The organism is Arcicella sp. GW821-FHT09D11 (assembly GCF_059416265.1).
This window is the reverse complement of the sequence record NZ_JBWKOV010000009.1, coordinates 35,330-55,670: the sequence shown is the minus strand read 5'-3', so window position 1 is coordinate 55,670 and position 20,341 is coordinate 35,330. Positions and strand designations below refer to the sequence as shown.

The 20,341-nt window shown below is 36.0% G+C and carries 14 protein-coding genes; all 14 read right to left on the bottom strand.

Features of this window, described 5'->3' with window-relative positions; genetic code table 11:
* Window positions 1-11: 11 nt before the first annotated feature.
* Window positions 12-1,115, bottom strand: a complete 1,104-nt coding sequence (locus AC07N0_RS19825) for a right-handed parallel beta-helix repeat-containing protein (protein WP_494590662.1) — start codon at window positions 1,113-1,115, stop codon at window positions 12-14.
* A gap of 5 nt (window positions 1,116-1,120) precedes the next feature.
* The gene (locus tag AC07N0_RS19820) at window positions 1,121-2,920 is read right to left on the bottom strand and encodes an endo-1,4-beta-xylanase (protein WP_494590661.1); all 1,800 of its coding nucleotides are present in this window, start codon (window positions 2,918-2,920) and stop codon (window positions 1,121-1,123) included.
* Window positions 2,921-3,031: 111 nt separating this feature from the next.
* On the bottom strand, window positions 3,032-3,889 hold the full coding sequence (locus tag AC07N0_RS19815; RefSeq protein WP_494590660.1) for a sugar phosphate isomerase/epimerase family protein: 858 nt from the start codon (window positions 3,887-3,889) through the stop codon (window positions 3,032-3,034).
* Between the two features lie 74 nt (window positions 3,890-3,963).
* Window positions 3,964-4,911, bottom strand: a complete 948-nt coding sequence (locus AC07N0_RS19810; protein ID WP_494590659.1) for a nucleoside hydrolase — start codon at window positions 4,909-4,911, stop codon at window positions 3,964-3,966.
* Between the two features lie 11 nt (window positions 4,912-4,922).
* Window positions 4,923-6,806: a heparinase II/III domain-containing protein gene (locus AC07N0_RS19805; protein WP_494590658.1), complete on the bottom strand. Its 1,884-nt coding sequence runs from the start codon at window positions 6,804-6,806 to the stop codon at window positions 4,923-4,925.
* A 230-nt stretch (window positions 6,807-7,036) separates the two neighbouring features.
* Window positions 7,037-8,518, bottom strand: coding sequence for a glycoside hydrolase family protein (locus AC07N0_RS19800; RefSeq protein ID WP_494590657.1), 1,482 nt, complete (start codon window positions 8,516-8,518; stop codon window positions 7,037-7,039).
* Between the two features lie 75 nt (window positions 8,519-8,593).
* The gene (locus AC07N0_RS19795; RefSeq protein ID WP_494590656.1) at window positions 8,594-10,090 is read right to left on the bottom strand and encodes a glycoside hydrolase family 28 protein; all 1,497 of its coding nucleotides are present in this window, start codon (window positions 10,088-10,090) and stop codon (window positions 8,594-8,596) included.
* Between the two features lie 86 nt (window positions 10,091-10,176).
* On the bottom strand, window positions 10,177-12,771 hold the full coding sequence (locus tag AC07N0_RS19790; RefSeq protein WP_494590655.1) for a glycosyl hydrolase-related protein: 2,595 nt from the start codon (window positions 12,769-12,771) through the stop codon (window positions 10,177-10,179).
* 75 nt (window positions 12,772-12,846) lie between these two features.
* Entirely contained in the window at window positions 12,847-13,770 is a 924-nt protein-coding gene (locus AC07N0_RS19785) for an SIS domain-containing protein (RefSeq protein ID WP_494590654.1), read from the bottom strand.
* Window positions 13,767-14,684, bottom strand: a complete 918-nt coding sequence (locus AC07N0_RS19780) for an EamA family transporter (protein WP_494590653.1) — start codon at window positions 14,682-14,684, stop codon at window positions 13,767-13,769. The genes AC07N0_RS19785 and AC07N0_RS19780 overlap by 4 nt, the downstream gene beginning before the upstream one ends.
* Window positions 14,681-15,604, bottom strand: coding sequence for an ROK family protein (locus AC07N0_RS19775; RefSeq protein WP_494590652.1), 924 nt, complete (start codon window positions 15,602-15,604; stop codon window positions 14,681-14,683). The genes AC07N0_RS19780 and AC07N0_RS19775 overlap by 4 nt, the downstream gene beginning before the upstream one ends.
* Window positions 15,605-15,630: 26 nt before the next feature.
* Complete coding sequence (locus AC07N0_RS19770) at window positions 15,631-16,914, bottom strand: polysaccharide pyruvyl transferase family protein (protein WP_494590651.1); 1,284 nt, start codon at window positions 16,912-16,914, stop codon at window positions 15,631-15,633.
* A 53-nt stretch (window positions 16,915-16,967) separates the two neighbouring features.
* Window positions 16,968-18,344 carry a right-handed parallel beta-helix repeat-containing protein gene (locus AC07N0_RS19765; protein ID WP_494590650.1) on the bottom strand — a complete coding sequence of 459 codons (1,377 nt, stop codon included), beginning with the start codon at window positions 18,342-18,344 and terminating at the stop codon, window positions 16,968-16,970.
* A gap of 117 nt (window positions 18,345-18,461) precedes the next feature.
* Window positions 18,462-20,075 carry an FAD-dependent oxidoreductase gene (locus AC07N0_RS19760; RefSeq protein ID WP_494590649.1) on the bottom strand — a complete coding sequence of 538 codons (1,614 nt, stop codon included), beginning with the start codon at window positions 20,073-20,075 and terminating at the stop codon, window positions 18,462-18,464.
* Window positions 20,076-20,341 lie beyond the last annotated feature (266 nt).

Below are 20,341 nucleotides of genomic sequence, written 5' to 3'. Positions count from 1 at the left end.
AATAAAATAACCTAGTTAGATTGCTGTATGTGTTCGGTAATATCCAACGAGAAGCCAGCTTGCGCCCCATCCAATAAAAAATATGTATTGTTTTCATGAGTAAACAACCCATTGCTTGAAATTTTGTCCCTTGGTTCACCTCCTAATAATATGGTGTTACCTCGAAAAACGAGCGTGTTTTTTTGAGGTGTTCCTCCAGCCCAATCTATCAAAGTTTTCCATTTTGTTCCTTTAGGAACCATCACGGTGTTGTTTTCAAGCCTGAAATTTTGGACGTCAGCTTTGAACTTACTACCTAAATGAAAGCAAAAACCCCCGCTATTCACGGAAACGTTGTCTGTTACAGTAATACTTCGAGCCAAGCCACCTCCTATCTCTAAAAACCCCAGACAATCTTCTGCATAATTATGATGCACATAAGTACTATCGCCATTGGTATATACTTCAAAAAAACCACCATCAGCTCCGTAGTCATAGCTTGGTGCGCCACATCGTACGGCTCGGTTATAGGCAATTTCATTATGGGGAGCAAATACCCAATACGCCACTGCCCCGTAATCATCATCACCCCCAGGAGTATTTTTTATCATAATAAGATCATGAGCATAATTTTGCGTAATTAAATTATAACTTCCATGTGCCATCACTCCACCACCACAATTTTCAATTTCACAATTTCTAATAATATTGTGGTCGGCACCCTTTGCCAAAAATATTCCTGCTAAACTGGCATTTTTTGCGAAAAACCCATCAATAATTATCCACTTTGCTGTAATATTAATGGCTTTTGACATTTTTCCTGAATTACTAAAAATAGGTTTTGCGCCTTCTCCAATAGCTTTGTAAACAATTGGTTTAGAGGACGTTCCACCATTATTTATTTCAAGACCTGTTTGCCAAGCAGAACCACATTCAAAATTGATAGTATCGCCAGGCATAAACTTCATCGCATGAACAGGCGCAAGCGATTGCCAAGGGGTATTTCTATGAGTCCCTTTATTAGTATCATTCCCTTTGACACTATTGACAAAATACTGTTTGGCTATCGCCTGATTACCTGCTATTTGAAAAGCAAAAAAGAGTGTTAGTCCAACATAAATGAGCGATTTTTTCATAGTTACTATTTATCTATTTTAACTATCAATGCCCCTCCTTTTCTCCCCAGAGAATATTGCTGTTGAACCTTCCGTCCTTTATATTCAACTGTGATATTATAAGTGCCATTGAAGCCTCTAATAGTGTAAACACCATTTTTGTCAGTTTTCCCGTTTTTATTTGTATGCCAAGTTTTGCTTACCAGTTCGGTGAATACTTTCCCGTGTGGACGGACATTCCAATCTTTGTCCCATAATGCCCCTGCGGGTATCCAGTGGGCCTTTTCCCAGAAACCCCATTGTACTACTCCAATAGTGGAAGGATGGCTAAAAATGGCTGTCATAAAATCTTTTAGGTAACGTGCTTTAAAGTCATCATCATCGCTAGTAATATCAAATTCAGAAATTTGAATGGGTAGCCCCAACTCAGCAAAATGGTCTAGCTTGGCGATGATAAATTCAATACCGGGCGGTGTTCCTCCAATATGTCCTTGCTCGCCAATGGCATCAATAGGCGCGCCATTTTCTTTTAAGAATTTTACATAATTATAAAAACTTTCACTTCCTGCTCCTTCGCTATGGAACATCGTATAATCATTCAAAAACAGTTTTACACCTTGGGTGTTTTTCCTAGCTGCTTTAAACCATTCTATCATTAGATTTTTTCCTCCTAAGGAATCCATGATATTATGATGAGCATAAGGTTCATTGACGACGTCCCACTCTGTAAATTGCCCCTTCATAGCAGTAGTTTGCTCCTCAATTTGTTTGAAGATAGTACTGCTTAACGCTTCTTTATCATTTTTCAAATGAGCTAAATGAGGTGAGTGTTGCCAAGATGGCCACACCATTACGTGTCCTCTTACAGGAATGTGATGGTCTTTAAACCATTTTACTCCTTTTTGTGTCTTGGATAAGTTAACCCTAGTCCAATTTTTGGACTTCATTTCGTTTTCAAGGACTACTTTATTAAAGTACCTCAAAAGCGTATCACGGTATTTCTGAGCGTCGGGACTAAGGGTATCCAGAATAATGGCTGAATCAGTAGCTGTACCCCAAGCAAAATCACTTTTTGTTTGGCTAATACTAACTTTTACACGAGGAATAGGTTTGCCTTTTTTGTCTAAAACCTGTACGCTTAAATCGCCCTTTCTGTAGCGCTCGATTCGCTCATTAGCAGCTTTTCGCCATGGAGCATTTGCTTCATCGCCATCATAGTGTACGATAGTTTTTGGCAAGTCTTGTACCTTTACACCTTGTTTATAATTGACTAATGAAATATTTCCGATTTCAAATATTTGCGGAAAATTGCCACACTTTATTACCAAGGCTAATTCTCCTTTAGCAACGTCTTTTCCTGCAACAAAAGGAATTTGCGTAAGTGCCCATTTTGAACCAAATGAAATTCCTCTTTCCAACAATGGTGGCCATGAGTACTTGCCTTCAACCATGCGGTCAAGAGATATTTCTATGAATGATTCACCCGTTTCTTTTTTACTTTGTAGAGAACGCGTATAAAAGGAAAATAAAATAACGTCTCCTTTATGCACTAAAGAATCTATTTTATAACGCAATACAAAGCGTTCATTGCTATTTTGATTAACGGTAGAAATGTGATAAGCCTTATTAAAAGACTGCTCTTTCACTGTTGTCAATTCAAGGATAGCTCCCCCTTTGCTAGTTGGACTAAAAATTAATGTATTATCGTTCGGTAATAACGATACCCCTTGTTTACTTTGTCCATGCGTATTATTTGCGATGATACTCACTAGTACTAATATCAGCAACTTGACTTTATTTAACACGGCGGTTAATATTTTTTTCATGATTATCAATTATTTAATAGATTAGACACAATGCACAGCCAGACAGGATAGCCAAAGAGGTTTAATTGTCTCTTTAGCTATCCATAAGCACTTGAACGGGTTACTAATTACTTACTTCTTTAAGCTTTTTAAGTAGGCTATCGTGATAGGTACTTGAGTAGCATAACTTGGACTTTCGTCTTCAATATAAAAATGTTGAATGCTTGATTTCTGAGCGGCTTTCAGCACTGATGGAATATCAATTTGCCCTGTACCTAGTGCCACATCATTAACTACTGGCGTTCCTCCCGAAAGATTACCAACGATACCTTTTCTTAAATCCTTTAAATGCATCAATTTGAAACGTTTTGGATATTTAGCAATCAACGCTGCTGGGTCTGCTCCTGGAAAGAAAGTCCAAAGAATATCTATCTCAAAGCTTACATATTTAGGGTCTGTTTTTTGGATAATATAATCCATCAAAGTACCATCTTCATATTTTTCAAACTCATAGCCATGATTATGATAGCAAAATGTTAGTCCGAACTCATCATGTAATTGCTTCCCTATTTTATTAAAACTTTCTACCGCTTTTTCAGCATCAGCCAACGTAAAAGGAGGCTTCTGCATAATCCATGCTACTCTGACGAAGCTTGCTCCGAGTGTTTTTGCATTTTGTCCTACCTCAGCAATTTTGTTTTGAGCGTCATTATAGCTCACTCCGAAAGAAGAACATTTTTGTCCACGCTCATCTAGCAATTGGCGAATTTCACTGGCTTTTCTACCAAAAAGATTAGAAAATTCTATATCAGTAATCCCTAAACTTTTCAACGTATCTAAAGTAGCCGCTACATCTTTGGCAAAGCTATTTCTGAAAGTATAAGATACCATTCCTGGTTTTTGAGGAAGTAATGCTTTGCTCTTTTGCCCGAAAAAAACAGCAGTATTCATCAATAAAATGAATACCAATAAATGTTTAATCTTGAACATAATTATTGTGATTTAAATGAGTCTACGGATTAATTTAATGTATGTTTAGTTAAAAGCTAGATGCTTAATTGATACTACTTTTTTAAACTTTTAAGTGAGTCCCAATAATATTGTATCAGGTTACTTTCGTCCATTTCAGTATATACTTTGACAAATCGTTGTGTGTTTTCTGGGGGTGTTAATACTTTTTTAACGGTTACGAACTTTGGCTTCTGATAGGCCAATACTAACGCTACATCCCATAAAGTTCTGATAATACTTTCAGGATTTGTTTCCTCCCATCTTTGTTTTAAGTGATTCAAAACAGGATTTTTATCGGTCAATACTGCATATAAAGCATCTCGTTCAAACCTAAAAGGTTGAGCCGTGCTAATAGGCATAATGATAAGTTCTACGTTGGGATTGTTCAATAAATAGTCGAATGCATTCAGGTCGTTTCGGATGTTAAATTCACTTTTATCCCAATATTTTTTCTGATAATTGTATTTTGCTCCCAATAGATAACATTCAATATGTTTAGCGATAGAACTATCCAAGGCGATGGCTGATGCAATATTGGTCAAAGCCCCTAAACAAATGACATGGAGTTTTTCGTTAGGTTCTAGTTGTTTTACTGTAGCAATAATTTGTGCTGAAGCTTCTGAAGGTCGTGGTTCTTGATTGCCCCAAGCTCTTCCCATCTGCCTATCTGCCCCTATTGGATGAGCAATATTCGTTTTGCCCATCAATTGTAGTATTTCTATGTTTAATTGCTGAGAAATATTTACTGTATTGATTCCTTTGGTTTGATATTGATTCCACTTTTCGAAGGCAATTAAATCTGGATTGTTAAAATGGGCAGCACTTAATCCAACCAAATCAATAGAGTTATCCATAAGCAACTGTACAATAGCATACACATCATCTGTTTCATTACCCGTATCTGCATCTAGCCAAACCTTTTGTTTTTGGCTAAATATATTACTGTCAAAGCTAAGGATGAGCGTAACAATAAGTAGGTATTTGATTTTGAGTATATTCATTATGTTAAAATCTAATTTATTTTCTGTTTGGGCCATAAGGCTAAATCTGCTACGTTTGGTATCTTCTCATTTTGTGCATTTTCAGGAATAAGGAAAACATTTAAGGCATTTTTAGTATTAGGAGAAAGCTTTATTTCAAAGCCAACAATAACAGTATTGGGATTTGAGGCATCGTATGAGGTAGTGGGAACAGTACTCCAAGTGCTAAGTTTTCCAACAACGGACACTTGAATTTTTAACATCATTTTCTTGTTGTTCAAACTTAGCTCGGCTGTGCTATCATCGATAATTTTAACTTTTGCGGGCGTTACCATGCTCCATCGAAAAGTGGTGCTATCTGCCAGTGTTTCTATTTCATCTCTGACTACTACATAGTTTTGATTGACAATAGATACACCTCGTATTAATTGCTTAACACTACTTGCATATACAGGCGTTAAATCTGTAATGGCATTTAGGTTATTAGGTTTTGCACTATGCTGTTTTATGGTAGCATTTCCCTTTACCTCTTGATATTTACCATTAATAGTAATCGTATTATGAGCAAGGTTATTATAACGAAATACCTGCCACCGTTGTGAATTTTGTTGCATATTCCATAAATCAATTCCTTTTGATTCGAGTGATTCATAGTCTTGCATACCAAAGTCCATTGCCCATCTTTCACCGTCGGCATCCATTACAAAAGAGCCTACATCCATGTGTCCGTGACTAGCCGAAGGAGAACCTGCTTTAAATCCTACAAAAATACCTTTTGGATTTGTCCATGATGTACGCAACAAAGCCACTTGATTTACGCCTTTCCCAACCCATACATTTTGTGTAGGAGCTTGTACTTTATTTAAATCAACTCCTTTACTCCAAATAAAAGTGGCTGGTAATAACCTGCTTTTTGGAATATTGCTAGCCGTTAAAAATGATTTTTGTTCCCATAATACTGTGGCATCTTTACTATAATTAGCAAACCAGAAGACAGCAGGACTAAACTGAGCACTATTCACACAATCTCCATAGTTAAATGGTTTTCCCGTAGTACCAGAAAGATGTTCTAAAAATGTGGCTGTTTGCGAAAAACCAGCCTTAGAGGCTAGTCCGAAATCACTTCCAAAAGCCTCTTGTAAAGCACTGATAAACATTACATTGAAAGAGGTGCCGTATTCCCAATACATATAACCTTCTGGATACCCACCGTCTGGTGCGTATTGTTGCATCGGTAAAGCCATTGATGCAATGGCTCTATTAATGATTTGTACACTTAACTCAGGATGGTCTTCGTAAGTAGCGATAGCACCATAAGCAATGCCTGCATTACAAACTTGGTTCCAATTGTTTGTTACTTTTAACCAACCATTATAACGACTATCCAACGAAGGCTCTATACCTTTTTTCAGAATGGCATCTTTGATAATGGTACGTGAGTTTTCGGATAAATCGTTATGTAACCAATCATACCCTATTGCTAAAGCCATGGTCATTTCGCCAACATCCAAGAAATGTGAGGGATTCCAATCGGGGAAAGTGGCGGCGGCTAACATCTCAGCTTCAGCTCTTTTCAAATATTTATCTTCATGTGTAAGTCTGTAGGAATACGACAAATAAAAAACTCTTTGTAAACAAGTCCTAGATTTATCGAGTAATCGTTTGCCTATTTTTATGGGTTGAACTGTTGGTTGATCTATTATTCTATCGCATTCTTTAATGATTGTTTGATGCAATTTTTCCCAAACTACATCTGATTTAATATAAGAAGCTATTCTTTTTTCTTGTCCATTCAAGCACAATAACCTTGGATGATTAGGAAATTTTGTCCTATTATCCAATTGGGTTTGCTGAGCGGTCACCGCAAAACATATCGCTATTAGTATTAAGGTAAATATGTGTTTGCAAATTGTCATAATATTTTTCTGATGATGGTTTTTGGTATCAATAGCGTCTTAATGTTTTTAAGGCTAAGTTTGTGTAATTTTCAATAATTTCTTCACCTTTTTATTATGTACTATGCTTATTTGTCTGATAAGTACTTAATCTGAAGCAAATTCTTCAGGAACGGAATGTGGGACAAGTGTTTGAGCAAAGCTATTAGCTAATAATAAAAAGCTAAGTAGGAAAGAAAGTATCTTTTTCATTAAGGGTTATTTTTTAGTCCTTTTAAGTCGGAATCAACATAAATTTTTCCAGCACCTTGATTCACACTAGCTGAAAAATCTTTTTCAATGGCTATATTTCCAGACGTTTTTAAATATATTTCCTTCCTTGGACTATTATTGTTTATCAACGTTAGATTACCCGCACTTTTGAATACGCAATTAGAGATATTAATATGTGTATCAGGATATTTGTCGTAGTCTTTGGCATGACCAAAATCTATGCTATTGGCTTTTAAAGTACTATTTTTAATCGTTATTATATCACAGGGTGTAGTAATAGAAATAAGAGCCCTTTTATGAGGAGACAATACATTCACGTTGTCAAGTGTTATATCTCCTTGAATGGGAAGCCTAGCTCCTGGATAATACGAATGTGCCCATTTATTACTGTAGCTCATTAACTGAAAAGGAACACGGACACTATGCAGATTAATATCTCTGAATATTACATTGCGCACCACAGCCGTATGAATAGTATCAGTTTGAAACATTAACCAGTTAATGCTATCTAATACCGCCATGCCTTTATCAAAGGTCGGTTGCGTTACAGATTTATAGACTTTATTATCAAGATTGGCCACAACCCGATAAATTTTCCCATTTGATACGACGGCATCTCCATGCTTTACCTCAATATTAGGATGCCAATCTATCCAAGCAGAGGCTACAATTTTAGCGAATCCACCTTCCAGATAATCATCTGGAATATCAGAACAGTTTTCGATGATACCATCTTCTAAATTACCAAATTCTGGATTGGCACTTACCCAGTCGCCTGGCACTAAGGCGATAGCATCATCACCTGTTTGAAAAACACAATTACTAATTTTAAATCGCTTACCCCCACCTAAATGGATGCCGTCTTTTTTACCTTTTATGATACCATCATCAATTAACAAATCCTCAAAAGTACATACATGTACAGCAAACTGCCCGTTGATAAGTCCTGAGATACGGAAGCGTTCTATTTTCAAATCTTTTACATAAAAGAAAGCGACGTGTCCTCTCAAGCCATAAATCATGTCGATTGGTTTATCAACACCATTTACATTTAAGTTAAGTCCTGTAATCGTAATGTTGTAATTATAGGTTCTGGTAAGAGCTCCTTTATTTAGAAAAACGTGTGTAAAACGACCATTTTCATCTGACTTTTCTAAGATTACTCCATTGCCAAATACAAGAGATGTATTATCGCCAATATAAGCAGTACCCGAAACTTTGTATTTCCCTGGTTTGCTTACAATGATTGTTCCGCCCTTATCCAAAGCCGCTTGTAATACCTTTACATTGTTTATTCCTGTTGCTGTTGGCGAAAACCCTAAATCTACCAAGTCTAAAAAACCTTTATTAGATGCTATATTTGGAAGACTATTTTTGTTAGCTTTTGTCTGAGCCAACAAACTATTCGTGCTAACAAACAGCATTATTAAAAAAGAAGAAAGTAAAAGTTTGATATTCATTTTCATTCAGGTTAAACAGTTTATTTATTGGTATTTGAATTATCGACAATTAGTGAACATATCAGTTTAGGATTTTCAATCAATTACTCCGACGTCCTGACTTTTGTCTTTTACCACTATCTTTTTATTGTCCACTAGCTTTTTTTCATTGATGAAAACACTCCTTAATTTTATATTCTCCACATCATCAAGGTAAAAAGCTGGACGAGCATCATTGGAAAGGTAAGTAACAGAAACGTCAGTCATTGTTATACCTCTAGCATGTTTTATGTAAAATGCACTAGCTGGTAGCTTAGTCCCAAACGTAAGTCTGTTTTCAGGATAACCTTTTAAGTCTTCAGTAGGGCTTGTCGGAAAAGTTCTTAGCAAATCGTTTTCAACACCTATCGGGACAGTAATATGTATATTAGATAGCTTGATAACTTCAACAGGACTGTCTTCTAATCCTGCAATAATTGATGGTATCACACTTCTGGTTTCGGCTCTTACATTACTGATACTGATGTTTTTCATGAATGACGGCTTATTTTCAGGATTCATAAATCGCTTGCCTACCCTGATGAAAAAAGGAGAAAGGACATCCGTCATTACGATACTTGAAAAATGGATATTTTCCATCACTCCTCCATCAACAACCAAAATAACAATACCCGTATTGACACTCTGGATATCGGGGTTATGCACAATTTCTGGGGTCATTTTCCAATGCCTATAGCCATTGAACGAGCTCTTTTTAATAACACAATTATTTACAGTGATATTTCTAAAGCCTGTACGAGAACCTGTTCCTAGTTTAAGTCCATTACACAATGAAGCAAGTACGCAATTGCTAACAGTAATATTCTCACAGAATTTATCTAAGTACTCACTTTTAAAACACAGCGCATCATCTTCTGAATCAATAATAACATTATTAACTACTACATCTTTTGCATCAATATCAATACCATCGCAATTCCAGTTTACTAAACTTCTTACATAAATCCCATCCACTAAAACCCTTTCACAACCAGAAATTGAAATAGTTACCTGAGCTGAATTAAGAATGTCAACGTCTTTCAATACCACATCTTTGCAAGAGATAAAAAAGATATTTTTAGGTTTTCCATCTTTGTTTAATCCTAATTGAAAAGCCGCCCCATCTCCTGCTCCTTTTAGGGTTCCTTCTCCTATTATTCCTACATGCTGTGCATTATCGGCTATCACGAGGGCTTTCATCGATTCTACATAAATACCATCATGCGTGATAGTCCCAAACTTTTTAGCAGATAAAATATTATGTGCTGGATAATCTGTAGGATGATAACTTCCCTGTAAGATTGCTCCTGCCGAAAGCTTTAGATATACATTAGATTTCAGAAAAATAGTCCCTGTAATATACTTGCCTGCTGGAACAACTACTTCTCCGCCACCCTGACTATGGCATTTATTTATGGCCGATTGAATCGCTTGAGTATTGAGGAAAGTAGTATCAGTTTTTGCACCAAAATCTAAGATATTATAGTTTTGTGCAAAGCTTGTTCTACTTAGCAATAAAGTGATTAAACAAAAAAACCATTTATACTTATTCATTTTATTTATGATCAATTTTAAATTTCGTAATATTCTTTAATTTTATATAACGGTATATAATATACGCTTACTGTTTAAAAACTATCTTATTCATTCAATACTAGTCTATACGTCTTTAACTGATATTGATTAAAATTCGCTTTCAGCCTTCCGTCGATGGGTGTCAACTGTTGTTCATTGGTTTCTACATGTGTAGTTTGCCACGCAGTACGAATTGGTTTAAAAAGTTTCACCACTGGATTAACAGACTTACTATTGAAATTCCAAAAACGAGTTATCAAGCCATTTTCAATACCCTCTTCAGATGGCTTTAAAGACCAGAGCAATACATTAGGGTCATTAATGGATAGAAGGGAAAATATATTCGCACTTTTTTCAACATCATTTCCTTCAATCTTTCCAGCAACTAATGGGTTTTGGTGTTCCAAAGCAAACTTCATCGCAGTGGTTGGGTTAAAAGCATTTTGATGGGTAGTCAATGCAAAATTATAGTAAAATGATTGCTGACCATTTTGTTTAAAAATACCCATCATCCCTCCATCTTCTCTTTTTTTATCTACTTGTCCGCCTGCTAAGGCATGTAATTCCGAAGAATCTTCCCAAAGCGAGTCAACAGTACTTTCTCCTAATTTAAAAAAACTACAATCTTGATTAGATAATGTGATACCATAATTAGATTCACTCAGGTCAACAAAGTGATTGAAGGTTTGCCAATCTAAACGAGCGTTTTGGGCAGCATAATGTCCACCTCTCGTTTCTTTTTTAGCGGTGATGATGGCTCCTAGTTCTTCGTGACGAGTAGTTTGTTTTTTTAAGTTAAAGGCAAAGTCCCAAGTTTTTACATCACCAAAATTTGCCTGAATACTATCTTCAATTTGTATTCTCGAATTGTTTGCAAAAAGTGTAATGCTTACGGTATGTAGAATAGGTTTTTGAGCAACAGCTTTTAAGGTAACAGAAACAGGACCAGCATTTTCTATGGTTATTGTTCCCTCTTGTGCTGAAATATTATTTCCTAAACTATTTAAATGTTTTCCATCTAAAACAACTTGCTTGCTTTTAGCAACAATATCATACAGTTCAGTAATATCACCCGACGGGCTTACTTTTACCTTATAAAATGCATTACTAATATAATTACCAGAAGTTTTTACTTTGTTTGGAAAGCTTTTACCTTTCTCAGGTCTGATTTCAAATACTTTATAACCTACTGAAGGTACATTATCTGTTTGAATGCGGAGATATTGTTTTCCGTTTTTATGAATCAACTGATTAGCAACCTCTTGATTCGTGGTTAAATCTACCACTTTCACAGGGTATTTGCCATTATATTCAAAGTCGGCTACATCATTTCTTGTCCAGCTCAAAGGATTAAAAACATAATATCTAACGTTGGTCGATTGCTTAATTTGCTTGCCCAGTGCATCAGAAGCTAATTGAAACAATGAATCAACATAACTACTCACGTGAGTTTGTAATTTAGTTTGCCACTCTGCTCGAATATTACGTTTAACTGGGCCATCAGCCGTCCAGTTATGTTCCCAATAAAAACCCAATGCTTCCCAAGCTTGTTTTTTTGCATTCTCTAAAGACATTGCAAAGTGTTTGTCCTTTAAAGAAACAATAGACGCTAATGCTTCGGCAGTACGTAATTTCTCAACCGAGCGACGTACCTTCGCCGTTGTCTCATTCATAGAAGCACAATAAATGTCCCATTCATTCCCATAACTCAGCGATTCTGATGGTAAATTAGGATAGGTTTTGGCTACATCTTCAAAAAAATCAGTTTCATTAGATACCCTTACTTTACGTGTATCTGTAGTTTTATGTTGTGCGGCTTCTATAAAAGGTTGTGAGATAAAATTGGCAAGGTCGTCCCAACCATAGCCAAAAGCGGCTGCAATGCTAAAAGGATAGTGAGGATTATTAGTATACTTATCCAATTTATCAATCACCTGTTCAATCTCGACTGTCTGACTAACAAGTCTTTTATTGGGATACATTCGACATTCAGCATATCCTCCAAAAGGAGCATACTTTTTTTCGTTATAATCATACCATTTTGTCAAAACACTTGTGCCATCCAATCCAGTGTAATGATACAACTGTTTTCTTCTGTTGGCTCGGTATTCGTACGTCATTTGGCTACCGTATCCACCAATGCCTTTATAACTATATTTTACTCCCGACCCTGCCCAAAGGGAACTCAACCCCAGTGGAATAGTATTATTTTCCATGGCTTGTGCCAACGTAAATCGCAGGTTATAAGCTCGTTCTAAACTACCTGCATAGTACATTCCTCTCAGCACAGCTTCGGTTGGTTGGGCACCATAAGTACTTACTAGACTATTATAAGGGCTACTGATATGTCCTGATTTAATAGCATCTATCAAACGATTAAACTGAGCAGGTGAACGAAATTTTTGATAGGCTCTTAACCAATAACTACCATCACAATTGAATCTTGCCTGAAAATCGGGTGCGTTATTTTTAGTAGAATCTACCTGATTTAGGTAAAAATCTAACATTTTCACAAAAGCGGAATCATATTTAGCTTCATCTGCCGTCCACATATAGTCAGTGTGGTCGTCATTGGCAATGTACAATCGCTTGACGGCTGTTTGTGCCTCAATGTTATAAAAAGAGCCAATAATGATAAAAACTAACACTATATATTTCATGTAAGTATCAATAAACATTAAGCTTTATTTTGCAGTCAATTGTCAAAAATGTGTAATTGCTTATTCCAATCTCAACTAATCTATTACTTCCGTAATTTTTCCTCCCACTGCAAAAATCTCCTCAATCCCCAACTTTTGCGATAGATAATATGCCATAAAATTGAAAGGAATAATATTGTGTAAAATCGAAAAATGTTCTTCCACTGCTGGTTCTTCTACCTTAAAGACGATACCACCAGCATTTTCTATTTTTTCGGTTAAAGCTAAGGCTCTATCATAAGATTTTCCTCTGGCTAAAATTTGAATGACAATACTATTTTGAGCCGTTTCTTTAGGGCCATGGTCGTATTGAGCCATTGGTAAACCATGAAAATTTAGCTTGGTACTCTCACTCAAAATCAGTGCTGCTTCTAAAGCCGTGGCTATATTAGGGCCACTGCCTGTGATATATATTCCATGGATTGTATGTTGTTGTAATATCTCAAAAACCTTCTCTGCCAAGCTTTGTCCAAGCTCCTCATACCTTTTCATTTTGCCAAATAGTAATGTCACAGCATCTTTAGGATGATAGCCAAAGCCTTTGAACAAGACCAACAGTGTATTAACAAATGTTTTGGAAGAAGAATAATGCTCTTCTCCAGCTTGCATCAATACTACTTCTGCTACATTTTTTGCATTACTTAATTCGTTTTCGGGATAGTTAGAAATAGCAATGTATTTTTCAAAAAGATGTGTACACCAAATCGCTTCACTACTTTTTCCTGACTGTGAGAGGATTACTGCTAAGGGCTTCTTTGTCTGAGGGGATAAATAATTAAAATACTCTGAAGCAATTTCAGGATAAATATCAATCCCCATATATTTAAAAGCCAGTGGTGCAAAATAAGAAGACCCCATGCCCAAATAAGGTACTTTTAGAGGCAAAGGCTGAGTTGGGCTTGCTAATAATGCTAAAGCTCTTTCAGGAATTTCAAGTATTTCAGCGTACATTTTATTCATACAAGCAAGGTTGAGCCATCAGGGCTATTTTTATTTTCTTGAGATAATGCCAACGCTGCTACAATGGCGATAGCAATACCAATAATTTCTATATAAGAAATACGCTCTGCCAAAAAAGCGATTGCTAAGACAATGGTAAAAACGGGTTGTAAAGCCCCTGCTATCGTAGTTACTTGCGAGGCTTTGCCTTCAGCTTTATAAGCAGCAAAACTGCATAAAACGCCTAGTCCGTTCAACATCCCTGAGAACGACCCTAACAAAAAAGTGTTTCGAGAAAATGTGAAATACACCTTTCCCGAAACAATAAATAATAGTGATAAAATAATACTTGACCATATAAAAGCGGTGTATGCCCATTCAGCAGATATATAATTAGTAGTTAGTTTTTGTGATGCACTAAAAACACCCCAGAAAAAGAGGGCGATTAACGAAAATAATATCCAAGTATTCAATCCTAAATTTTTAAAAAAAGTAGCAGGATCCTCGAAGATTAAGGTTTGTCCAGAAAGCATAATTACCGCAGGAATAGCCAATAGAATACCTATACCATTGATTATGTTCAGTTTTTCTTTGAAAATCAAAAGGGGTATCAGAATCGTAACGAGCGGGTATAAATTAGTGAGGGGTATGACAATAGCTGCTAAACCTCCTTCTGAAAAGGCTTGAAAAACAGCTACATTACCAATTACTGCCAATATTCCCGAGACAAGCCCCCAAATAATGCCTTTGGTATTAGGCTTTTCTTTTCGGATTTTATTCACCACTAAAGGAAGCGTCAAAAGCATACCGGTGGTAAACAACACATGATTTGCAAAAGGATTTACATCTTCTGAAATAAGCTTTGCCACCACACCCCATACTCCCCAAAAAAGAGCTGCTGCCATTGAGTAGTAAATCCAATTTTTGTTTTTCATATTCCGTAAAATAGAGCCGCACTTCCTAGAATTCCCGAATGCTCTTCAAGTTCAGAAATCTGAATATTAGTTTTGTATTTTTTATAAGGTCCTAATAATACTTCGTTTTGCAAAAGTGATAAATAAGGCTTTAGTCCTTTAGCTACGCCACCTCCTAGAATAATGGTATCGGGTGCATACAAGTTGATATAATTTGAAATGCCCGTTTTTAAATGAAAAAGAAAAGCGTCGACTATTTGCTTGGCTTCTACATTATCCCTTTGACTAGCTTTAAAAATACTTTCTACCGTAAAAACAGCATCAGGGTATTTTTGATGCCAATTCAATCGCTTAGCAGTATTAATTATTCCCGTAGCCGACACCAATGATTCCAGACAACCAATTTTGCCACAATAACAAGTTACCTCGTTTTGAATAATACTAATGTGCCCTCCCATGTGGCTATAAGGCAGTTTACCATCCAATTTTCCGTTGATAGTAAATCCTAAACCTAAGCCTGTACCTAAAGTAAGTACCAACACTCTTTCAAAGTCTTTCCCTTTTCCAAATAAAGCTTCTCCTAAAGTTACTAGTCGAGCATCGTTATCTACCTTACAAGGTAAATGATGTCTTTCTTCAATATTGTTTGCTAGTGGATAGTTTTCCATAAAGTCCATAAAACCATAGGTAGAGTCCACTATACCATTATCAAACACAAAACTCGAAACGCCAATACCAATACCAACTAATTGTGCATTCATATCACTTGCTCTTGATTTACACCTATCAATTGCCTCAGCAAGCATTTGTTCAAATCGTCCTGCATCTTTAGTTTCAGTACGGAAAATCGTTTTTTCTATTACCTGCCCTAGTGTCAAATCAACCAAGCCAATTTTAGTTCGAGTACCTCCTACATCTATACCAATAGCGAGTTTATTCATGGCGTTTTAAGCTAAAAAACATTTTGCTATTTATACTTTTCATTAAGTATTGTTTTCAAATCATCTGTACGGCTTTCATAAATTATAGCAACTTTATCCATACTTGTTTTTAGTTTTATTTTGGCTCTTTCATAATCTTGCCAAACTTCTCGCAGGCGGTCGGCAATTTGTTTACCTGTTGTATTATCTATTTCAAAAACCCAATCGTTGAAACCTAAATCGTAATACATTTGACCCTTGATGGTATCTTCGGGCTGACGCAAATAAAAGCATGGTGTTCCGTTGGCAGCAGCTATAATAGGTGAATGACATTCCAAACTCAAAACGCTATGCGCTTTTTCATAAATTGAGGCAGCTTCATCCGGAAGCCAATAACCCCTTTTTACGATAAATGGTTTTACATCTTCGGGTAATGGATTAATGAGCAATTCATCCATCAGTTCTACTGCATAAGTCATTTCAGGACATACAAGCACTTTGTTTCCTGTTTCCCTTACCCAAGCAATCATTGCTTCTCGAAGCTTTGCATGATCAACTTCTTTATATTTTTCGTTGATACTTTCTACTTCTTTTATTTTTTCAGTACTCCAACCGTTGTTGTTGGGGTTAAGTTTATGATAGGGTGTATATCGTAATCGTGGAACGGCACAGATAAACTTTTTAGCTTCTAATCCATTTGCTTTTAAGAAAGTAAAACCCTTTTTATCATCACGAATATTGATAAAGAAAGTAGCATCAGGAGCAAATTGTACGTGATTTCCAGTGATACCAACTTTTTTCAATTGCTCGATTGACTTAGTTTCTCTCGTATAAATGAATGATGCTTTCTGTAAAATACTTTGGTGATATTGGCTCAGATTTTCAAGTGTTGTACCAAATACTCCAAAAGGTTTGGTCGTATTTTTCATCCAACTTGCCAAGTTATCTGCTCCTACTAAAAGTGGCCCCGAACCGTGAATCATTAAATCAGCTTTTTTGAAAGCCTCTATAATTTCAGGATTATCTACACCTTTATCGTTATTTACATCCCCATAGATAATTTTTACTTTCGGAAAGTTCTTGTTGAGCAACTCCTTCACCTGTTCACTATTGCTTCTTTTCCATAAAATAACTGTTGCCTTTGGAATAAAGGTTTCTAAAATATGTAGAAGTCCCGGTGTATGTCCAATGTCTCCAATATTTACATCTTGCCAGCCCGAAACCAATAATATGGTTGGATTAGCCTTTTTTATTACCGTCGAAATAAAAGAGGTAAAGAACAACCCTGTTGAAAATAGCCCCGCTTGCTCGATAAATTTTCTGCGTTTCATAAAAATTATCCTTAAAGCATATTAACAAATTATATGCTTATTTACATTTTGTACTATTGCACTTCATAAGCACCACAATCAACAGTTCCACCTTTTGGACGGCTTACTCCTTTAATATCTTTGGGTGCAAAAATGCTTTGAGTTCCCCCATCAATGGCTGGGCTTCCACTTTTCAAAGAAAAGTTTGCAATACTTGGATTGGTAGAAAGGTTGACAAACATTGGATCCATCACCTTATCGTTAGGTCCTTTTACAGCTACTTTACCTACAAAATATACATTGTAGTCGTAAGTAACATTGGTGTTTTTATTGTTCGAATTGCAGTTTCCGTTGGGCTTTGTATAAATAATATTATTCATAATTTTTACATCATTACAGGTATTTGCATAAATATCAGCATACGTCTCCATAATTTGAGCATTGTTGTAGGCCGTGTTATTGATAATATCAATATGAGCCGCATCAAAAGCATGAATTCCCGAACCACCGTTATTATAGCTTATATTATTTTCAACCAGAGTGCGCCCTTTATAAGGTTTGTCTGTAGCAGTTGAATTATAAGGACGTAGGTTTACGTCGATAATGATACCATTCCCATCGCTTAATCGTTGTTGACTAATCCAAGGAATAGTTGTTCGGTTGTTGTAACAAATATTGTTGCGTATAATGTTTTTATACCCTGTGTTAGCATCGCTGTCAAAAGGCGTTAGAATACTGATACCACTACCTCCATACATCATATACCATGCATTATTATACACAGTATTGCCTTCAAACGTTGTATAATCTGCTTGAATAGAGCTAAGTCCACCCCCCGGAAAATCATGAATTTTGCAGTTGCGTATAATAACATGATGAGGAAATTTAGTATCAGTATTGGGACCTCCTATACTTATTCCATTCGTATTATAGATAGCATATAAATTATTATTAGTACCCCCCGCCAATTTATCATTATACGATGCTAAAGCATCAGCATAAGTAAGGTTTTGATTATTTCCTTGAAGCTCAATTCCTTCTAATACAATATAAGAACCGTTGATGGTAATGGCGTTCCAGATACTCCCAGAAAAGAAAAACTTAGGTTTATGATTAGCATAAGCTTTGTAAGTAATATATTTATCAGCCGTTCCAGATTTATTCAATTGGATAGTAGCAGCAGGAATATAATTACCATTCATGATAAAAACGGTATCGCCAGGAGAAGCTAAATTTTGTCCCGCTCCAATTGTTTTCAACGGAGCAGAAATAGATAAGCCACTGTTAGCATCTGACCCTAATTCATCAGAAACATAATAGCCTTTAAAAGAAGATACTACTGGCCCAGTAGGTTTTACAACTACATCAGTAACCTCTTTTTGATCACAGCCAAAAAGCGAAGTACTGAATAACAACATACTCCATAGCATTAGTTTAAATGTATATTTCATATTTCAATTTTGATATTGTTTATCTTAATCTGACTATGAAACACTGGTGTATATGATTTTTCCCGTTTATTTTTTAACTATATTTCTAAATTAGCTTTACGATAACTTAATCAGGTTTTACCATTCTAATCTTTGTTTATCCTTTAGCAGAACGGCTTTTAGTTTATGATAGGATAACTGTTGAGGAGACGTTTTATCAATGATAGCAAGCACTGCTGCCGTTGCTGCTGATTGACCCAAAATCATAAAAACAGGTTCCATCCTGATTGAACCGTAAGCAATATGGCTACTTGATAAACAAACAGGCACTAATAAATTGTTGCATTCTTGTTCTTTTGGTAAGATAGAACCATAAGCAATAGCGTAAGGCTTGTCGGGATGTACGCCTATGTCTCCTTCGTTTTGTACAAAGCCATCTTTTGTTATATAGCGTTGGGCATTATGAGCATCCAAGGCATACGAGCCCATTCCGATTGGATTAGGCACTTGTGTTTTTCCTAAGGCATCCGCTTCTTTCATCACAAATTCCCCAATCATCCTTCTTGCCTCACGGATATAGAGCTGATGAGGCCAATTGCCATTATCTTTAAATTCATCCTTGGGTAAACCCCATTCTTGCATGCTTTGTCGTACATCAGTAGGTACACTTTCATCATTTTGCAAAAAATACATTAAGCCTTTTTGATATAATTCATGTTCCTTGATTATTTGTCTGCGTCGTTCATAAGTTGCTTCTGGATAATCATAATTTTTGCCGATGTAATCCGTACTAAAAGGTCCATGATTATTAGTATCCGTTTTGCGATTAGGAATCAGGTCAAATTTATCAAAGGTTTCACGCCAACCTGTAGCAAAAACTCTTGCCAATAATTCATATCGTGCAGGGTTATACCCCTCTGGTTTTGTAAAAGGGATTCTATTCTCGGGATTACTGCTCAAACACATTCTGAAACAATAAGCCTGAATCTTACTATCACCAGAACCATATTCCGCTATTGGTTCAGAAGAAATTTCTGGTAAAAGCCCACTATTTGGGTCATTTGCGACTTTATAGGCACTAATCTTCGTTTTAAAATGATGACCGTGCTGAAAAACTTCTGGTTGAACACCATTCCATTTTTCACCGTAAACACTGTTAGCTTCACGACCAATATGATACTTTACTCCTGCCGCAGCCATTAGGTCGCCTTCGTAAGTAGCATCAATAAACATTTTTCCCTGATAAACTTTTCCACTTAGGGTACGAAAAGAACGAATACCTCCAGAGCTTTTTATTATACTTGTTGGTGAACGATTTAACCATTCATTCCGATAAACAATCAGTTTGTTTTCTTTTACTAAATCTTCAAATATTTTCTCGGCAGCATGTGGCTCAAATATCCACATAGTTCGGTTAGCACCATCAATAGCGGGTGTTCCTTGCCCTTTATTGCCATATTCTTCTCTCTTTTGCCATTTCCAAGCACTATTATCTTGATAATGTTGATACAAACGTTGGTAAAATTCACGTGCTAAACCAGCTATTACTTCCTTGTTACCTGTATCTGTAAACCCTAAACCTCCAGACGACAAACCTCCTAAATGTATATCAGGCGACACAACGATAACCGATTTACCCATTTTCTTGACCTGCACCGCAGCAATTATTGCAGCAGAAGTACCTCCATAAATAATTACATCGGCTTGCCTAATTATGGGTGTTCTAGCAATGAACGTCTTCGGAATGGACATGAGAAGAACCAATGATACAACAAAAAATATGTTTTTTTTCATAGTTTGAATCTGCTTAATATTTATTTTAATATTGTTGGTTTAGCGTAAATAAAGAAGCTATGATTCATTAAAAGACTAAAAGATGGCAATGTGTATGAAGTTTGTATAAGTACATTCTTCAATAATTGTTAAGTGCTACTTCATCAAAGCCTTATAATAAAAATACGCTATCTCTGAAATATTCAAAAATAGCGTATTATATTTTATGGAATAATTACGATTAA